This window comes from Flavobacterium branchiophilum FL-15 (assembly GCF_000253275.1).
Taxonomy (GTDB): domain Bacteria; phylum Bacteroidota; class Bacteroidia; order Flavobacteriales; family Flavobacteriaceae; genus Flavobacterium; species Flavobacterium branchiophilum.
This window is the reverse complement of the sequence record NC_016001.1, coordinates 3264840-3282322: the sequence shown is the minus strand read 5'-3', so window position 1 is coordinate 3282322 and position 17483 is coordinate 3264840. Positions and strand designations below refer to the sequence as shown.

Annotated in this window: 20 protein-coding genes; all 20 read right to left on the bottom strand. The window is 31.3% G+C overall.

What is annotated here, in order from left to right:
• Nucleotides 1-22: 22 nt before the first annotated feature.
• The 20 genes from FBFL15_RS14275 to FBFL15_RS14180 all read right to left on the bottom strand — a co-directional run bounded on the left by FBFL15_RS14275 (nucleotide 23) and on the right by FBFL15_RS14180 (nucleotide 17429).
• Nucleotides 23-1096 (bottom strand): hypothetical protein, encoded by a 1074-nt coding sequence (locus FBFL15_RS14275; RefSeq protein WP_014085251.1) that lies wholly within the window; start codon nucleotides 1094-1096, stop codon nucleotides 23-25.
• Nucleotides 1097-1108: 12 nt separating this feature from the next.
• Nucleotides 1109-1735: a hypothetical protein gene (locus FBFL15_RS14270; RefSeq protein WP_014085250.1), complete on the bottom strand. Its 627-nt coding sequence runs from the start codon at nucleotides 1733-1735 to the stop codon at nucleotides 1109-1111.
• A 12-nt stretch (nucleotides 1736-1747) separates the two neighbouring features.
• A complete protein-coding gene (locus FBFL15_RS15870) occupies nucleotides 1748-2671 on the bottom strand; it encodes a polymorphic toxin-type HINT domain-containing protein (protein WP_050881315.1) in 924 nt (307 codons plus the stop codon).
• A gap of 81 nt (nucleotides 2672-2752) precedes the next feature.
• A complete protein-coding gene (locus FBFL15_RS14260) occupies nucleotides 2753-3574 on the bottom strand; it encodes a hypothetical protein (protein ID WP_014085249.1) in 822 nt (273 codons plus the stop codon).
• A gap of 17 nt (nucleotides 3575-3591) precedes the next feature.
• A complete protein-coding gene (locus FBFL15_RS14255; RefSeq protein ID WP_262493588.1) occupies nucleotides 3592-4245 on the bottom strand; it encodes an HINT domain-containing protein in 654 nt (217 codons plus the stop codon).
• A 37-nt stretch (nucleotides 4246-4282) separates the two neighbouring features.
• Nucleotides 4283-4846: a hypothetical protein gene (locus FBFL15_RS14250; protein WP_014085248.1), complete on the bottom strand. Its 564-nt coding sequence runs from the start codon at nucleotides 4844-4846 to the stop codon at nucleotides 4283-4285.
• 3 nt (nucleotides 4847-4849) lie between these two features.
• The gene (locus FBFL15_RS14245) at nucleotides 4850-6373 is read right to left on the bottom strand and encodes a polymorphic toxin-type HINT domain-containing protein (protein WP_050881314.1); all 1524 of its coding nucleotides are present in this window, start codon (nucleotides 6371-6373) and stop codon (nucleotides 4850-4852) included.
• 2 nt (nucleotides 6374-6375) lie between these two features.
• Complete coding sequence (locus tag FBFL15_RS14240) at nucleotides 6376-8265, bottom strand: type VI secretion system Vgr family protein (protein WP_014085247.1); 1890 nt, start codon at nucleotides 8263-8265, stop codon at nucleotides 6376-6378.
• A gap of 2 nt (nucleotides 8266-8267) precedes the next feature.
• Complete coding sequence (locus tag FBFL15_RS14235) at nucleotides 8268-9203, bottom strand: PKD domain-containing protein (protein ID WP_014085246.1); 936 nt, start codon at nucleotides 9201-9203, stop codon at nucleotides 8268-8270.
• Nucleotides 9193-9663, bottom strand: a complete 471-nt coding sequence (locus FBFL15_RS14230; RefSeq protein ID WP_014085245.1) for a type VI secretion system transmembrane protein TssO — start codon at nucleotides 9661-9663, stop codon at nucleotides 9193-9195. The genes FBFL15_RS14235 and FBFL15_RS14230 overlap by 11 nt, the downstream gene beginning before the upstream one ends.
• Before the next feature lies 1 nt (nucleotide 9664).
• Nucleotides 9665-10111: a hypothetical protein gene (locus tag FBFL15_RS14225; protein ID WP_231847471.1), complete on the bottom strand. Its 447-nt coding sequence runs from the start codon at nucleotides 10109-10111 to the stop codon at nucleotides 9665-9667.
• A gap of 79 nt (nucleotides 10112-10190) precedes the next feature.
• The gene (locus FBFL15_RS14220) at nucleotides 10191-10781 is read right to left on the bottom strand and encodes a DUF6714 family protein (RefSeq protein WP_014085243.1); all 591 of its coding nucleotides are present in this window, start codon (nucleotides 10779-10781) and stop codon (nucleotides 10191-10193) included.
• A gap of 14 nt (nucleotides 10782-10795) precedes the next feature.
• Nucleotides 10796-11704, bottom strand: a complete 909-nt coding sequence (tssD, locus tag FBFL15_RS15865; RefSeq protein WP_014085242.1) for a type VI secretion system tube protein TssD — start codon at nucleotides 11702-11704, stop codon at nucleotides 10796-10798.
• Between the two features lie 7 nt (nucleotides 11705-11711).
• Nucleotides 11712-12845 (bottom strand): hypothetical protein, encoded by a 1134-nt coding sequence (locus tag FBFL15_RS14210; protein ID WP_014085241.1) that lies wholly within the window; start codon nucleotides 12843-12845, stop codon nucleotides 11712-11714.
• Between the two features lie 3 nt (nucleotides 12846-12848).
• Complete coding sequence (locus tag FBFL15_RS14205; RefSeq protein ID WP_148267929.1) at nucleotides 12849-13391, bottom strand: hypothetical protein; 543 nt, start codon at nucleotides 13389-13391, stop codon at nucleotides 12849-12851.
• Nucleotides 13392-13432: 41 nt separating this feature from the next.
• The gene (locus FBFL15_RS14200; RefSeq protein WP_014085239.1) at nucleotides 13433-14551 is read right to left on the bottom strand and encodes a hypothetical protein; all 1119 of its coding nucleotides are present in this window, start codon (nucleotides 14549-14551) and stop codon (nucleotides 13433-13435) included.
• 31 nt (nucleotides 14552-14582) lie between these two features.
• Nucleotides 14583-15410: a TssN family type VI secretion system protein gene (locus FBFL15_RS14195; protein WP_148267928.1), complete on the bottom strand. Its 828-nt coding sequence runs from the start codon at nucleotides 15408-15410 to the stop codon at nucleotides 14583-14585.
• 75 nt (nucleotides 15411-15485) lie between these two features.
• The gene (locus FBFL15_RS14190) at nucleotides 15486-16391 is read right to left on the bottom strand and encodes a hypothetical protein (protein ID WP_014085237.1); all 906 of its coding nucleotides are present in this window, start codon (nucleotides 16389-16391) and stop codon (nucleotides 15486-15488) included.
• Nucleotides 16348-16644 carry a hypothetical protein gene (locus FBFL15_RS14185; RefSeq protein WP_148267927.1) on the bottom strand — a complete coding sequence of 99 codons (297 nt, stop codon included), beginning with the start codon at nucleotides 16642-16644 and terminating at the stop codon, nucleotides 16348-16350. Before FBFL15_RS14185 ends, FBFL15_RS14190 begins: the two co-directional genes overlap by 44 nt.
• Nucleotides 16645-16736: 92 nt before the next feature.
• Entirely contained in the window at nucleotides 16737-17429 is a 693-nt protein-coding gene (locus tag FBFL15_RS14180) for a hypothetical protein (protein WP_014085235.1), read from the bottom strand.
• Between the last annotated feature and the right edge of the window lie 54 nt (nucleotides 17430-17483).

Below are 17483 nucleotides of genomic sequence, written 5' to 3'. Positions count from 1 at the left end.
AAATATATAAATTTTTATTTTTTTAGCCATAGATTAGAAACAAAATTATTATTGAGAATACTATTGTAAGCATAATAGCTATTGCTATAGATTCGTTAGTATTTTCTTTTGCTTTTTTTTCTTGTTCTAGTTTAGCTTCAAATAGTGGTTTTTTTGGCACTTCTTTTTGAATGTTTAAATTTAGATTACCCGCTACTTCATTAGAAAGGGGCTTATCTTTAAGTATTTTGGCAGCTCGTTTTTTTAAGGGTTCTACAGCTACATTTTTTTCGGACAGATTTATATTTACTTCATAACATAAATTGTCGTGCATTTTTTCGATTAATTGTAATTCGGCATAGAGAATTTTATAGTTTGTGGGCTCTAGGAAATATTTAGTTATGATTTTAAAATCGTAGTTTTCGATAGTAAAATTTTTATTTTGTTTGTATAGCGGTAGTATTTTATCTAGAATTTGGTTTTGGTTACTGATTTTAGTTTCAAAACACATAATGAGCAAGTTGGCTTCTTCTTTGATGAAGAAGGGATAAAAACAGTACTCAATATTTAAGTCGTCAATAAGTTTTGATGCTTGTTTTATAGTTGCTGTTATTGGCTTTTGGTAACTATTATATCGGTATAAAGCGTTGTAAATTTGGGGCAATAAAAGGGTGTGCGATAGGCTGTTTTGAAGTCCTTGTTCAAAATAGTGTAGCCCTGCTTCATATTTTTTAATAAACTTTCTTTGTTTGTGTTCTTCTGGAATAAGTTTTTGGATTTTGTTTTTTTTCCAAAATTTCCAATCTTCATTTAATGATTTTTTGTTTACACTAGTTATCTTTCCTGAACTGTTTCGGATTAGTTTTATTTTTTTTGAGATGTTGGCTATATAATTAAGTTCCTCTATTGCGGGTTTTAAATCGGCATTATCTGTTTCTAGTTTTTGCGATTGTGTGATTATTGTGTTATATATTTTGTTTTTTACAACTTCTTGACGCATCGACAAATGCGTTGTACCTTTCATTTTCAAGTCGGAATTTTCTGCTCCCATTTTGAAAATGCTTTGGTTGTGCAAGATATAATCTGCATTGAAATTGTCTGGTTTTACAACTGCCATTGGTGGTGTTTTTTATAAATTTAAATATTCGGGTTTTAGGATGTTTTTATAATCTAATAAATATTCGTAATCTTTATAATCTTTTGGACAATCAATCCAGTTATTTGTAATATTTACTGAAGTTTCTTTTTCTTCATAATCCATAAAGGGTTCTGGTCTTCTTATTTCTGTGATAGTTTCTACATTCATTATGCCGTTATCTTTAAACAATATTCTATTATTTACATCTTTATCTTCGTCTGATGAAAACAAATTAATTTGGCGTAAGAACATTTTATCATCTGAATAACGATTAAAACTCCCATCTTTATTTTGATTTATGACATCATATTTTTGATAACTCATAGATAAATAAATAAATAATTCTCCTTGGTTATAAGTTAAAAAATCAATGGTTACTCCTAAAAAATAATTATCAATACAAGCAATAGGTTTGTCATTTTTATATATTGTTGTATAATATTCTTTTTCATTTTCAAATGCATATTTTGCCCATGTTTCTACATCGGTTAAATGAAGTTTGTCTTCTTTAGAAGGTTTCCCTTCTAGTGAAATATCAATTACATTTTCTAAAGTAATTTTTTCATTCAATACTTGTTTTCTCAAGTCGTTATATTGTAAAAATTTTATTGTGTACATAGTTTGATTTTATTAAAATAATTTTGAAATATCGTCTATTATTTCTACTCCTTTATCGGCGGCATGGTCTAATACATTTTGAGAAACTCCTTTCATATTTTCTACTTGTAAGTAAACTTTTTCTTTAAGCTTGTCGCCATTTTTCATTACTGCATCTTTGTATTTAGCGGCATCATTAATATAGTTTTTTGCGGTTTGCTCGGTTACTTTGGCTAAATCAGTGGCTTTTCGTTCAATGATTGCTTTACCTTTTATCAAACCATCAATATATCCGTTTTTTCCGTTTTTCAATGCCACATAAACTTCGTCTAAATATCTTGCTCCAAATTTACCACGTAAAGCATTATTCATAACCATATTAAAACTTTTGCCTCTCATTATGTTTTGAAACCATTTTTGAGATTCCAATATCATTTGTGATAAGCATTTTTGCGAGTTATGCACCAACCACGCCAGCACTCCCACAAAATATGTATGAAAATTAGCTACGGTAAAATTATACACTTTTTGGGGTTCATAATTAAATATTGTGTTTTTTATCTCTACATTTTCGTGGTTTTGGGTTTTTATTTGGTCGCCAGTTTGCAATTCTGAGGCATCTTTCCAGCCGTCTTGGGTGTAAAAAGGGTGTAGGGCGGTGGTTTCTATAACTTCGGTTTCGGTGTAGAGGCTTATGGTGTGGTCGGTTTCGTTTTGCATAATGTCCACTACGGGTTGCAGGGCTGTGGTGTTGGTATCCTCATCATACGCCCACACGAGGTCGCCTATTTGTATGTCTTCAATAGGTTTTGTGCCGTGCTGGGTTTGTATGAGTGTTCCTGCTGGGAAACAAGCGAAAACGCAGGTTTTTAGGAGCTTTTTGGCTACATCATCAATACTGTTTTTAAGGGCTTCTTTGCTTAATTTTTTTAATCCAACTTTGCCTAAAGCTTTCATTGCGGATTTTTTTATTACTTTTCCGCCTGCTTTTATGTAAATATGTCAATGAACTTTTTTATTTTATTATTTTGAAACTAATTAATCGAAAACTGAAAAAGTGCCTGGTGGACGTTTTTGTTGTTCTTCACTTGATGGATTATCCTCATTTTTTGTGTTTGAATTGTCATTTTCATCTATCAAATTGGCTAATTCTCCTTCTTTCCATCTTTTCATTCTAAAAATACTATCCCATTCTCCAAATTTTGGATAAGGCTCCCAATTGCTGGTTACATTAACAGGAGCTTTAGCTTCATATTTCTCAATTAAATGTTCTCCATGAACATCAAAAATTTTTGTAACCAACAAATAACCATCAGGATTAAAAGCATAAGAAATATAGTCTTTGTTTTTCCAATCATCATTAATTTTTTCTTCTGGAAAGATGAAAATTTCTAGCTCTATTAAAAACAAATCTCCTTTCTTAAAGTTGTCCTTGTATTCGTTTCCTACTTTTGAAGTGTCATTTTGAAAAGAATATTGCATATAGACCCTGTTTTTTTCATCTATAAAAAATAAAGTAGCAAACATTCCTGTGAATTCTAAATAAGCATAGGGTTGATTGGTGTCTTCAAAAAGTGCCGTAACATTAAATAATCTTGCTATTTCATCTACTTTATCGTTAAACAATCCTGATTTTTCACTAATAGAAAACTCTCCTGCCCACATTCTTTTCATAAATTCTTTATTGGCAGTGTAGGCAAATTTTGCCCAATCTTCTACTGTTTTGGTGTGTTCTTGCAGTAGTTTTTTGGGCATTTTGTTTTTGTAAAAATTGTTGTAATATCGAAGAGTTACCTCTTCAGATTGTAACTTGTAATAAGCTCTATTCCAGTCTTGATAAATAAATTTTAATTTTTGCATATTATATTGATTTAATTTTACCACGTTTTTAACATTTCCATTGTTACGTCTTTTATTTCTTGTATTGTAACCTTTGCTTCATCTGCATAATCCAAAATATCTTTTGGAATAGAGGTTTCTTGTTTGGGTATTTGTAATATTTTTTTGCCTGTGAGTTTTTCCGCACCTGCTCTTTCTATATTTTGCACCCCTTTATCAGCATACTTATTACCTATTTCATCAATATATTTTTTTGCGGTGGTTTCTGTTATTTCGGCTAGTTGGGTTGCTTTTCGGCTTATGACTTCTCCACCTCCTTTAAGGAAAGAATCTACTCTACCTTTCATGCCTAACGTCCATAATTCATGCACATATTCTGCACCCATTTTTTTGCTCATGATTTTATTGAACTCAATTCCCCTCAACATATCTTGTGCATATTTTAACCCATTTTTTGCAAGTTGAGACAAACACTTCCCAGCATTATGCACCAACCACGCCAACGCACCCACAAAATAGGTATGAAAATTACCCACGGTAAAATTATAAACTTTTTGGGGTTCGTAATTAAATATTGTGTCTTTTATCTCTATATTTTCTTGGTTTTGTGTTTTAATTTTATCGCCTGCTTGTAACTCAGAAGCATCTTTCCAGCCGTCTTGGGTGTAGAAAGGGTGTGTGGCGGTGGCTATGTCAAAGAACTTTTTTATTTTATTATTTTGAAACTAATTAATCGAAAACTGAAAAAGTGCCTGGTGGACGTTTTTGTTGCTCTTCTTTTGATGGATTATCTCCCAATATCTCCAAATACCAACTATTGAGTACTTCTATTGTGTTTATTTCAGGAGCTATAATGTTTATAGAATTCCTAATTTTTTTTACGAAATTTTTGATGTCATTATAGAGTATGTTTTTTTCAACTATTTCAATATTAGAATTTTTCCATGTGTTTATTGAAGCATTTTCTATTTTTATAAAATCTTTATCTATTACTTTTAGTAATAATTTTCTGTTTGTTCCCACCTCATAAAAATCTAAAATATAAGAGTCGTTTTTTTCTTTAATCACACTTACTATTTTTAGTAATTGTTCTAAAAAAACTGAAAAATCTCCAAAAACAGTAACATTCCAAATTTCTTTTAAAGCATTAAAGTAGAATTTGCTGCCTTCAATTTCATCTAAAGCATTTTCAACAATAGATAATGCTTCTATTAGGGAATCCTCTTCATACATTTCAAATTCAAAGTTTTCTAATTTGCTAAATGCGATTGGTAATATAATATCAAATTTCATATCTTAAGGTATTATTTTTGGGTATGCGGTTGTTAATATATTTGTTGCTCCATCTGCATTTTTTACTACAATTGCCTTCGTGGCTTCGATTATACTTCCATCTGGATTGATAACTTGCCCTATCCCTTTTGGAATATCAATAATATTTTCTCCTTCTATAAGATTATCAAAATTTTTCTTTATAATCTCAGCCGCTTGTTCATTATTTTTCCACATTCCTTGGGGGATTTTTTTCTGCCTTGCAATCTCTATTAATTTTTTTAAATTTTTCTCTCCATGTTTTAAAAAAGCATGCCCAAATGTTTTGGTGCTTTTCGTAGACCAATTAATAACTTGTTCAACAACTTTACTTACACATTTTTTTGCATTATGCACCAACCAAGCCCTCAACCCCACAAAATATGTGTGAAAATTACCCACCGTAAAATTATATACTTTTTTGGGTTCGTAATTAAATTGAGTGGCTGTTATTTCTACATTTTCGTGGTTTTGGGTTTTTATTTGGTCGCCTGCTTGTAACTCAGAAGCATCTTTCCAGCCGTCTTGGGTGTAAAAAGGGTGTGTGGCGGTGGTTTCTATAACCTCGGTTTCGGTGTAGAGGCTTATGGTGTGGTCGGTTTCGTTTTCCATTATATCCACTACGGGTTGCAGGGCTGTGGTGTTAGTGTCTTCGTCATACGCCCACACGAGGTCGCCTATTTGTATGTCTTCAATAGGTTTTGTGCCGTGCTGGGTTTGTATGAGTGTTCCTGCTGGAAAACAAGCGAAAACGCAGGTTTTTAGGAGCTTTTTGGCTACATCATCAATACTGTTTTTAAGGGCTTCTTTGCTTAATTTTTTTAATCCAACTTTGCCTAAAGCTTTCAAAGCGGAATTTTTTATTACTTTACCGCCAGCTTTTAAGGTGGCTTTCAGTCCTGTTTTTGCTCCTTGCATGGCTGCTGTTGCAGCACCAAATGTAACGCAACCTGCGGCTATGGAGGCAACATCCCAAATTAGAAATCCTGCGTTCATAACGGCTCCCAAACCATCGCCTGTTTGTATGTCGTTTATAAGGTCTCTACCGCTTCCCCACACGGGTATTAGTCCTTCGGCAAAGCCTGCTTCGCCTATGCTATCGCCATTGCCACTGTCGTCTAGTTCTCGCTGGGCTTGCTCTTGCATTTCTTTTACTTCTGCCATGGCATCGGCAGGCATGGGTACTTGTCCGCTGGTCATAAATTCTATTTTGCCTCCAATGGGGCATTGGCAAGTGCTTTTGCCAATTAATGAATTTTTGCCGTTTATCTTTACTTGCCAAGTGTCTTGCCATGTTAACGGTACAGTAGCTGGCATGCAAGGCTTTTGTGTTACTTTGCAAATCTTAAAAGAGGGTATATTGCTCAAAGGCACGGCATCTTTTGTGGTAGCTACCAAACAACCGTGAATTTTTACCTTGTCGTTGTAGGTTGGCTTAAAAAAATCGGGAGCTCCGCCTTGGTCGCACATCATTAGTGCATCTTTGGTGATGTATTCTAGTTCGTCCATGGCTACATAATATTAGTATCTCCAGAAGAAATGTGTGCACTTGGACCAGCTTTAACGGTAAGTTCGCTATCTGTTGTTATATCTAATGCCCCTGCACTTACAATTTTTAAGGCTCCAACTAATGTTTCTAAATCGATAGTACCTTGTGCCGAGCTTATTTTTATGCCTTCTTTGTTTAATGTAATGGTGTTTTCATCAACTTTTAAGGTAATACTTGTTTTTCCGTCTAAAACAATGCTACCATCGGCATTCATTGCCAAAGTTGTTTGAGGTGGCTGTTCTTTTGTTGCTCCTACTTTGATAGAATGTTTATTTCCTGCGTTAATATTGTGATTAACATTAGCATTAGTAGTCGCATTTCCAGCACCATCAAACCGTATGTTTGCTGTTCCTTTGTCTGAAATATAAACGCTTCCTTTGTTGTCGTCGAGCTTGATGATGTTGCCACTTTTGCTACTCAAACTTTTGATGTTGTTTTTTTCTTTGCCGCCTGCACCTGTTGTGCCGTTGAACATACTACCATATACAAACGGACGGTTGGGGTCGTTGTAGCGAAAGCCCAGCATGACTTGGTCGCCCACTTCTGGAATGAAAACCATGCCTCGGTTTTTAGAGACTTCGTTACTACTACCAGCATCGGGTGTCATTACTCTTATCCATGGCGAGCGTAGGTTTTTGGCTTGTTGCCATTGTAGTTGCACACGTACACGTCCTTGTTTTTTTGGGTCGTTGTTGTCTATAACTATAGCTTGCTGGGTTTCGGCTATTGGAAAAGCTATTTGTGGTTCGGGCAGTTTTTTAATGAAAGCAGGCAAGGCTTTGAAACTATTTTCATACTCGCCAATATCGGTGGCTTTGTGGGTTATTTCGGTAATGATGTATTGCCCAATTGACTCTAGTTGAAAAAAAGGTTTGTTGGGATTCCAACGAGAGTCTAGCGGCGACAATATTTTTTCTTCAAAAGCGTTTATGGTAACAATTGTTCCAATTTTTAATTTGCTATTGCTACTTGTGGCGGTAACATAATTAGCATCTGCCATGGTGGCTTCTTGGCGGCTTTTAAGTGCCATTTCTAAATTGCCATCATAGCCTGTAGAAAATCGTCCGTATTCAAAAGAGGTTGTGTTGTATAACTTTTCTGAAACTTCAAAGGCTTTTTCTCCTAATAAAGGCAGTCCTTCTACCTTATCTTGGGTTTTGGCTTGGTAGAGTTTGTTGCTATCTTCGTTATAGGTAAACGCTCCAAACTGAACAGGCTTGGCTTGAATATTCAAATTAAAAGTGTATAAATCTTGGTTAAAAGTTAGGCTTATTTTTTCTTTTGTATTGATGTCTTTAGGTTTTCCAAAAAACAGTTTTTCGCCATCATAAAACAGCCATTCGTTGTAGGTTTTTGCCAATCGTTGGATGTATTGAAAATCGGTTTCCATGTATTGGGTTTGATAATCAATTTTTGAATTGTTTTTAGCGTTAAACTCGGGTTGAATGTCGTTTTGTAGTTGTTCGCCCGCACCTTGTTTGATAATTTCTCTAATCATATCTTGCAAAGTGGTATCTTCCCAAGAATGTAGTTTTTGACCCGATTCGAGCAAAATGGTTTTAGAATAACCTTTTAAAACAAGTTGATTGCCCACGAGGTCTTTGTTTAATTCATAACCAATATCTGTTATAATACCCAAAAAATTATTTTTATTTTCTAGCTGAATATGCACCACTTTTCCCAACCAATTTTGAGCATTTTGCATGGTATATGCCCGAGGTTTTTCTATAACTGAATGCGGTACTTTGATTGTAAAAGTATGGTGGTCGTTGATGGTTTGGTGCAATTCTATTGACGTAAAGTGTGAGATTTCTTTACGGTCTATTCCGAAAATTATTTTTTGTGTTATCATAATTACTTCGCTTTTTTCAATGTTTGTGTTACTTTTATCTCTTTGAAACACTTTACAGTATCTATTTTTACATCGCTTATTAGGGTCGATTTTCCTCCTAAATAGTGTAATCCTTGGCAATAGCTTAAAAAATCGTTGTATTTTTCTTCATTGACTATCACCACAATTTTTGAAAGGTCGTGACAAAAATATTTCTTTTTCAAATAATTGACTTGTGTGTTAAAACCTGCCTGATTATTGACACTCAACCCTGCAATAATTTGTAGTCTTTTTTTAATGTCGTTGGTAATGATACTGGTTGAATCTATTTTTTCGGGTTCTTTAAATGCTTCGTACAATGGATAAATTTCAATATCTCTTGTAATGGGATATTTTGTTTTATCGGTTTCTAATTGCACCGTATAAGTGCCAGGTTTTGTAAATTTATAAATGGCTTGTTTTTCATAAGAATCTATAGTTCCTGTTTCGCCAAATTCCCAATACCATTTTGTGGAACCTGGAGCATAACTCGAAAAAACAACTTCTTCGCCTACATAAGCAAAATCTTCGCAAAACACTTTTGGGATAGAGTCGTAAGCAGAAAAATACTTGTTGTTGACAATGTTAATTTGTTTGGAGAAATCAAATTTATCATCTACACGAAACGTAATCAAATATTTACCGTTTCGGGTAAAGCTATAAGTTACCGATTTATTGCTCACGATTGAATCGCCGTTTCCAAAATACCAAACTGCTTTTTTTCCTTCTAATAAAGTAGAATCGTTAATTTTAAATTGCAATTTTTCGTTGTTTTCAAACAAGTGATTGTTGTTGGAGTCTAAAATTAAATAGTCCAAATTATTCAGCTTTTTATTGAACGGAAATAGCAAGGCGATAAGTAGTAATATTGCAACAATACTAATTAAAATATAGGCTTTTGTTTTATTGTTAATGTTCATCTTTAAAGTTGGCTTTACATTCGTTAAGGTTGGTTTCAATCAACGTATTGTTTTTTTCTAAAGTGCTTTTTTCAAGATTTAATTCTAAAAAAACATTCAAGATATTTCCGCCAATCAAACAAAAATTATAGGACGAATGAAATTCATTGTCTTTATAAGGTTGTTTATAATCGGCAATGTATCTTTTTATTTCATCAATTCGCTGCACTTGATTGACATCGTATTTTATGGTGTCAATGGTTTTAAAAATTTCTTGCGATTTTTTTGTATAATCATTTTTAAGGGTTTGAATTTTCTCAAAATCGTTGATTCTGCTTAACATTTCCGTATTATCAAACTCGGGTGTTTTTAATAAAAACTTGGTTACAATGATATATATCACACAACAACATGCAAAAAATATCAAATTAAATTTTATATTCTTCCAGTAACTTTCGTCTATTTCAACTGCTTTACTCATTTTATTTTTTATTTAATTTATTAATCTCTTCCTGTTGTTTTTCGATGCACTTTTCGAGTTGCTTTTTGTTAATTGCAAAAAGCCCTTCGGTTTCTTTTAAAACATCTATTTTGGTTTGAATTTGCTGTATTTCCAACAAAAATTCTTCATACAAAGTAAACGGATTATTCAAATCTTTTTTCGTTTTTTGAATTTCGGCATTGATGATAAACCTTTTTTCATTGATTAATGATTGTAGGTTTTTGCGTTCATTTAAAGTTCTGTCTTTAAAACGCAAATCATTTAATTGCACTAGAATTTCGTCTAAAATTAAATTCATTTCGCCTTGTTTAACTACAATATCGTTATAATATTTATGCTTTTGTTCCAGCTCTGCAACGCCTTTGTTGGCGGTTACTAACGTGATGACTAAGCATGAAAATATAAACAAAAAGGTGATTGAAAACATAATATAATAACTACGTTTTGTTTCTTTTATCTGTGGTTGATTTAATGGAATCATGTTTTTTTTATTAATATTAATTTTACTATTCAAATTGAAACCAGTATCTATCTATTGCTGTTTGAGGTTTCACAGGATTGTTTATATATTCACTAGGATAATTATTTTGCAAAAATTGTAAAAATTTTAGCACTAATTTACTTTGTTCAACATTGATTAACTTTACTTGACATATAAAATCTTTAACTCTTTCATTAATTGTTTCTAATTGCTCATATAAATACTTTTCAAAATCAAATTCAGGCACTTTTTTGTTTAATTCAAATTTATTAATATCCTTGGCCATTATTGCTAAATCGATTTCTTGAGGCAAGGTTAGAATACTAATTAAATTGTCAGAAAGTGTATCTGATTCATAATAATCGTTAATTATATATATCATAAACGAAGGCAAATAATATTTAAATCCTTCTTTACTAAAAAATGGTAAGGCATCTTTGTTTTCAAATAATAATTCATTTGTAATTTCAACCCACTTTTTTCCAATAAACTGATTTTTTAGTTCATTGCATTCATAGTGTTCTCTTGAATTGTTATAGACTAAATTATTATCCCCAGGATATTTTTCATTTTCAAATGCTTTTTTTATTTCGTCTATTAAAGTTTCTTTTTTCATATTGTTTTTTTTGATTATGGAATTGGTACTAAATTTCTTGGAGGAAACAACCTACTTCCTTCAGATAAAATTATATAGATAATAAGTGCTGTTCCTGTTAATCCTGTTAATCTAGAAATTTTTTCTTTTAAACTCTCGTCAATTACAGGAAGTTTTGTTGGTTCTTTGGGTTTACATTTTAATATCGCTAAATTTTGGCAATTGATCATTCCGTTTATTGCTTGTTGTACTTGTAATTTATGTCCTGCATCACCTCCTTTAAAACATTTTGTATTAATCTTTATCCGAGCATTCATGCACTCTCTAAATTGGGCTTCTTTAGAAATTAAAGAGCCGCAATTATCTGTATCAGTGCATTTTTTCATAATTCCACCCTTGCATTTATTTGTTACCTCTCTTTGCAATTTATCCTTTTCAGCAGTTGTGCAATCACATGGATTTTCATCAACTATTTTTTCTTCTTTTATTTCAGTAGCCTTTGCCGTTTGATAAAAAGCAGTTTCACTAGGTGGAAGCCAAGATATTTGCCAAGGTTTTATAACTTGTTTACCATAATCTTGAATTGCAGGAGAAATTGTTAATATAGTTTCCATTCTTCCTGTTTCATAAGTAGTAAATATTTCAGAAAATTGAATTATATAGGCATCTTCAAATTTGTATTTTTTGGCTGGTACATCATTGAATCCATTCTCAAAAAAATGTATTTTGCCTTTTTCCATTCTATCTGTTTCATTTTTAACTTTTTTTGTCATATTTTCCAAAAACAACCCATCGCTTTCTTGAGTAACAAAAGATAATGTCAACAACCCTCCATTTACTTCGCTTGTTAGTGAACCATCTGCTCTCGTACCTTTGAAATAATTTGTGCTAATCCAAAGTAATTCTCGTTCTTCTCCTAAAATATATAGTTTCGCAGAAATCATACTAATATTAATCTAAAATTGACCAAGTTCTACTTTTTGGAGCTGCGGTTTTTGTTTCTTCGCTAATTACAATGTTTTCTTTTCTAACGCCTATGTATTCTAATTCGCTTAGTTTTTTCCATAGTTTTTTTATTATTCCAATAAATTGATCTGTTTTTTGCAAGGTTACATAAATGTCGTTATGGTCATAAGTTGCTCCATTAGTTTGAGAAATTACCTGTAATAATTCCGATGGTTTTATATCTACCCATTCATAATAATATTGCAACAACATTTCTTTTTCTTTTTCGTCCATTAATGCTAATGTTGCCATTAAACTATTAGAAAGTATCACCATTTTTTCCAGCATAAAAATGGGCGGTTCTTCTAAAGCCCTATTTCTTAAAAAGAAAATAGCATCGGTATAAAAACCAATAATTTTTTCGCAAAGACTAAAGGTGTTTAATACCAATTTATTGTTCATTGAATTATGAATGTTCTTTTTATGGATTTTTATGGAAAAGTCATAAATTTGTTCCAATTCCATGGTGGCATTTTTATTAAAATCAATCAACAGTTTGTTGTTTTTGAGTTTTGAAACAGATGGGATGTATTTTGTATCTTCATCAAACACACCGTTTTTAAAGTTATATTTTTTTAGAATTAAAAAATAGCCTTCCAAAAAATTAGGATTTACCTCGTTTTTATTGATGATGTGCAGTTTTATTTCAGGTGCAGCATTTGGATGATGAAGTGGTACCACCTCGGGGTCCGGAACACCAACAGGAATTAAGTTAAAAGGATTTACCGATACAATTACATAAAACGTATCGTTTGCATTGGGGTCTAAACTAGACCCAAACAAAGAGGCTTGCGGAAAGTCTTCGCCATAAATGTCGGCATTAAAAACAATTAAGTGTCCGTTTTTGGCAATACAATGACACTTTTTTAAGGAAACTTCCAAGTTAGCATTATTGGCTTTTGTTTCCATTTCAAAAGATGTATCCGTGGCTTCATCAACTATTCCGTAGTTGTAATTATTCAACCTTACATTTGTATAATCATTAACGGTTGCTACAAAATTGAAATAGTTGTTGATAAAATGGTCTTTTGTGAGCTTTACTCCGTCTGTCCAATTAATGGGTAAGTATGTGTTTTTCATTTGTTATTGAGTTTGTGTTTTTATGTGTTCTTGATTAATATAATTTTTCTTTTCTAAAAAAGGATAAAAAAAATAATATGTTCCAAATTCGATACTTTTTTTATCTGTAATAATATTTCCATTATTTAACAACCCAATTCTTAACTTTGAGTTATGAAAAACGTTCACTAACAAAGCTGGGATTGTAAATAATTTTCTATTTTGTTCAAAATAACCATTTTTTATTTTTCCTTTAATTATTTTTGACTTTATAACTTCACCGTTAATACTAATTTCTATATTTATTTTTTTTTCAGAAATTACATTTATTGACACTATATAATTACGTTTACCCTTATTTGCTAATAAATATGCCTTTTTAAATTCACTAGATCTTAAAAAACTTCCCCAAAAATATTCATATTCAATATCATAATTTTCGTTATTATTTTGATAAGTTCCATTTAATAAATTTAAATTACTTTTTGTTAAAGTAACTTGTTTGTCGTTTTGCTCTAACTTTTTTAATGAAACGCAAGAAAAATTAATACAACAATAAATAAGCAAAAGTAGTATTTTTTGTATTCTATATTTTTTTGCAACTTCATTTATTTTGAAATACCACCCCATAATTCTACTTTTTTTTGTTGATATTCAAATTTAAAATCTTTTATTTTTTTATGAATAAGGTTTTGAAACCATGCTTCGCCTATAATATCAAGAGTTATGTTTGTGCCATTATTATTTACTCTAAAATAGGTAGAAGCTTTGTTGAGATTTTTTTGATAATCTGTTTGTTGATGATAAGGGTTATCAAAAACTAATTTTGCTAATTCGGTTTCTTTTTCTGCTATTTTTATTTTTTTGGTTTCTTTATCAATATCTAATTTTTTGATTTCTTCGATTTTTTTTAATATCTCATCCCTATTAACCTCTTGTTTAACATCAATGGATTTCCCATTTTCATCCATCGTCTGGGTTAAATAATCCCCTGAAAAATCTTGAAATCCAACTTCGGCAAAAGGGGTTACAATAGAGATACCACCTGTCCAACCTTTGTCTGTTCCTCCGCCCATATATAATCTTTTGGTATCATTATTAGAACTAACATTTACATCGCCAATTCTGAAGCCAATCATACCTTCTCGTTGTAAATCACTAAAAGAAAAATCGCGTTCATATAGTTTAGAGTTCCATGTAAATAGTTGACCATAGCTTAATGAACCTTTAAAGTTATTGAGCATTGGAATAGGCGAATTGTAGTTCAAAGAATAGGATTGAAGTGGTATTCCTTCGCCATATCCCACCACAATATTTGCAGCTGCTGTTATATCAACCACTAAATCTTTTTTACCTATTCCAACACCTAATCCACCATTATATGCCGATAAATGTAAAGAGGCAGTTCCTGCAAAGTTACCTGAACGTTGCCCAAACCCAAGATTTACATTTGCTTTTAAACGAACTTTGTAGTCTAAATTGATTTGTAAACCAAAAGTAATTTTAAAACCACTTCCTGGAGGATCTTCTCCACAGCAATTATTACTTGCTACTAGATTTTGCGCCCAAGAATTCATTTGGCTCTCAATATTTCTTTTTAAGCTACCAGATGCCCACGCATCAACACTTTGTGCATTGTTCGTGTTAAAATCAAAGGCACTAAACGAAAGAGCCGTCCGTAAGTTGGAATTGATTGTAGATATATCTAAAAGTTTTTGCTGCGTCATATTATAAATGTTTTATAATTTTTTTATCATTTTAAACATCGTCATTCTCCCCCAATTTTGTATCATCTTCATTATTCAACGAAACCCGTTTAGCAAAAATCACTTGTTTATTTTTTATGTTACTTTCGGCAATAGGTTTTGTGGGGTCTAAATTTCTTATGAACAGTGGAAATTTAAAGTATTTTGGGGTGTAAAATATCCAGCCCATGTTTTCATCGGTTGCATTGGTTTCGATGGCGTCATTTGGAAAACGATAGTTTTGATCTTCAATAAATTTATCAAACCAACTGCCCAGATTTACTTCTTGTGCTATTTTTACATCAAATTTTGAGAAAAATTCTGAGTCGCTTCTTTTTTTGATTTTTATGGAAACTTGCATCAAATGAAACTTGTCTATGTTGTCCCAATATTCATTGTCTGTACGTCCAGTTCCAACTTTCCAAGATTGGTAAAACGGGTATGGAATGGCTACGTATTTTTGCTTTAGTTCTGAAAACAAAAACGGGACAAAAACCCATAAAATAGTAAACATAATATAATGAACATAACTAGAAATAGCGATTAAATTGAATACTAAATAGTAGATCCAACAAGATAAAATGGTTACTATTAGGAAAATGAAAAATTTACCAAGCAATGATTCCATAATTCCTATGCCTTTAAAAAAATTGGTATTCATGTAATATAACAATCCAATGCCTAAAAGAATATAATAAAGAATGGAAAATAGTAATCCAAACCAAATAAATTCGTTGTTGAAAAAAGCAAATAAACTGGTAATGGCTATTAAAATTGAAAAACAAAGCACAAAGATAATGGCTGATTTAATCTTTACTTTTATGGCTGAAAATTGCCCCATAATAAAAGAAATTATCAGAATTAAAAAAGGTGCCAAAAGGTACTTTAAAAAAAATGGAAGTAGTGTGGTCATGGTTTAAATTATGGTGTTAATTCCTAAATAGTTTTCGTTTAATTTTATGCCTAATTGATAATTGTTAAAAAATAAAATGTGAATTTTTCGACACGAAATTACAAAAAATTCTATTATTTTTTTGGTTAAATCAATTTTTTTTGTCAAAATATCGTAATCTATTGATCCATCAAGAAATAGGGTTACTTCTAAATCGTCAATTTCGCTTTCAAATGCACCACAAAGCCCTGAATCAAAGCCTAAAACAGCATTGCCTAATCCTAAATAGGGCGATTGATTGATTACATGTTTTTTATATTTCATTTTCACAGGATTTTCCAGTAATAAACTTAAAAGTTGTTCCAATTCTGGTAAATTTTCTTTTCGTTTATCGCCTTCGCACAGAAATAAAAACAAGTTCTGCTTTTGACGGCTACTTAACTCATAATCAACGGCTAAAAGCTCGTCAAGAATGTTAAAAAACAAAGCGTTGTTATCATTAAATAAATGAAGACTTCGGTTTAATAATTTGGTATTTAGCTTGAATAATTCATTGTCCAAAGGCATAAAAAAATCTAAAGTAGATTCTTCTATTTCCTTGTTTTTTTTGACTTCGTTTACAATTTCTTTATTAGACATTGTGGCATTGCTAATACTCAACGGATGAAATAGCAACTCGGGCAAATTATGATAAATGCTGTTTTTTGTTAAATGCAGCACTACCGCTTCATTGGTATATCCTGTTTCGTCTTGAAATAAAATGGTGGAAATATCCACAATATCTTTGGATTGGTTTCTTTTGGAAACGCCTACAAATTTCACAAAGACATGATTATTTGTTTTAAGAATTTGTTGCAATTCATAAAACAAAATTTCGGCTCTAAGATTAGAGTTTACTTGTTTTTTTATTTGGGTGGTGTCTAGGTTCATCTGGTTTGTTTTTATATACAGGAATATCATTTATTAAAACTTCTACAAAGGCATATTTGCTTTCAATTCTAAATTTGTACATCACTTCTTTATCATAATGCTTTACTTGTTTGTTTATCTCTTCTACTATATTATCGGCATTAATTGTGTCTTTTTTTGATAAATTAACAGCTGCCAAAATATCATTTATATTTTCATTTAATGTTAAATTGGCTAAATCAAACGGAACAGCTACAGGTGTATGTTTTTCCACTTCTTGTTTTTTATCTTCTACATTCTTTTTTGTTTGGGAGTTGCAGCTTTGCATTAATATGCATGCTAATAAGATGATTGTTTTCAAAATAATTAAGGTTTAACATAGTTATTTATATAATAATCAGTTCCCTCATTTTTCATAATTTTTGCGTATTGATAATAAGAAATTTGTTTGTTTGTCTTGTTTTTTTCTTCTAAATAGTCTAAATAATCACCGTAATATTGGAAATCACCTGCAGAAAGAATGTTTTTACGAATTAATAAATTGTTTTTTTTAAAAACGATAAAGGTAGAATGGTTTTGTGTAGCCCTCGTTAATGTGTAAAAGCTTGTACTATCTTCCCATAATAAAGCATCAGGATTGCTGTTTTTTGGTTTAGATAAAAGCATTCTGATGTAAGCAGGCTTTCCTATTTTATTATTTAGGGTTTCTATTAATTTACTTATATTTTTATTATTGAATAATTCTACAGAATAATAATTGAGTATTTTATTTTTTTTTGAAAATTCAAAGCTGACATAATTAGTGCCAAATTCTCCTTTTTTATCTCTATATCCACTTAAATCAATCCCGTTAAAACAAAGTGCTTTTTCTGATTCAGTATCGTAAGCATTATATAAATTATAGTCTATTATGGAATTATTTTCTTTATGTTCATTAGGAATATTATCAAAAAAAGTATCGCTTTTTTCAGTAAAATTGATCTTTGCCAAATCTTTTATTTGTGAATTACAGCTTTGCATTAAGATGCAAATCATGGCTATTGTGGTTAATTTTCTCATTTTTAAATTAAGTTTATTTTGGTACTATATCCTGTTGTTTTTTCATGTTTTCCT